Here is a 235-nt window from a genome sequence, read left to right as displayed (position 1 = left end):
TAAAAGGAGTCGGAGACGGGATCAAGGGCTTTTGGTATCCAATGCAATCGCGTTATAAACTGTTGCAACACAATGGGAGCCTTGATGCCAAGACCTGGGTTCAAACTGATTAGACCGGATGTGCTTTCTTCGCCAGTGGTCTTTGCCGCGCCACACAGCGGGCGCGACTACACGTGGTCGTTTTTGCGTCGCTCAGGTCTTAATGAATTGACCATTCGTTCGTCCGAAGATGCCT

1 pseudogene is annotated in these 235 nt (G+C 51.1%); it reads left to right on the top strand.

The features are described from left to right. Positions 1–84: 84 nt before the first annotated feature. A pseudogene (locus tag ACPGUT_RS16090) lies at positions 85–235 on the top strand (N-formylglutamate amidohydrolase); the annotation flags it as partial.

The sequence above is a fragment of the Halocynthiibacter sp. genome, from assembly GCF_049608145.1.
Taxonomy (GTDB): domain Bacteria; phylum Pseudomonadota; class Alphaproteobacteria; order Rhodobacterales; family Rhodobacteraceae; genus Halocynthiibacter.
The sequence above is the reverse complement of the archived record's forward strand: the minus strand, read 5'-3'. Positions and strand labels throughout refer to the sequence as shown.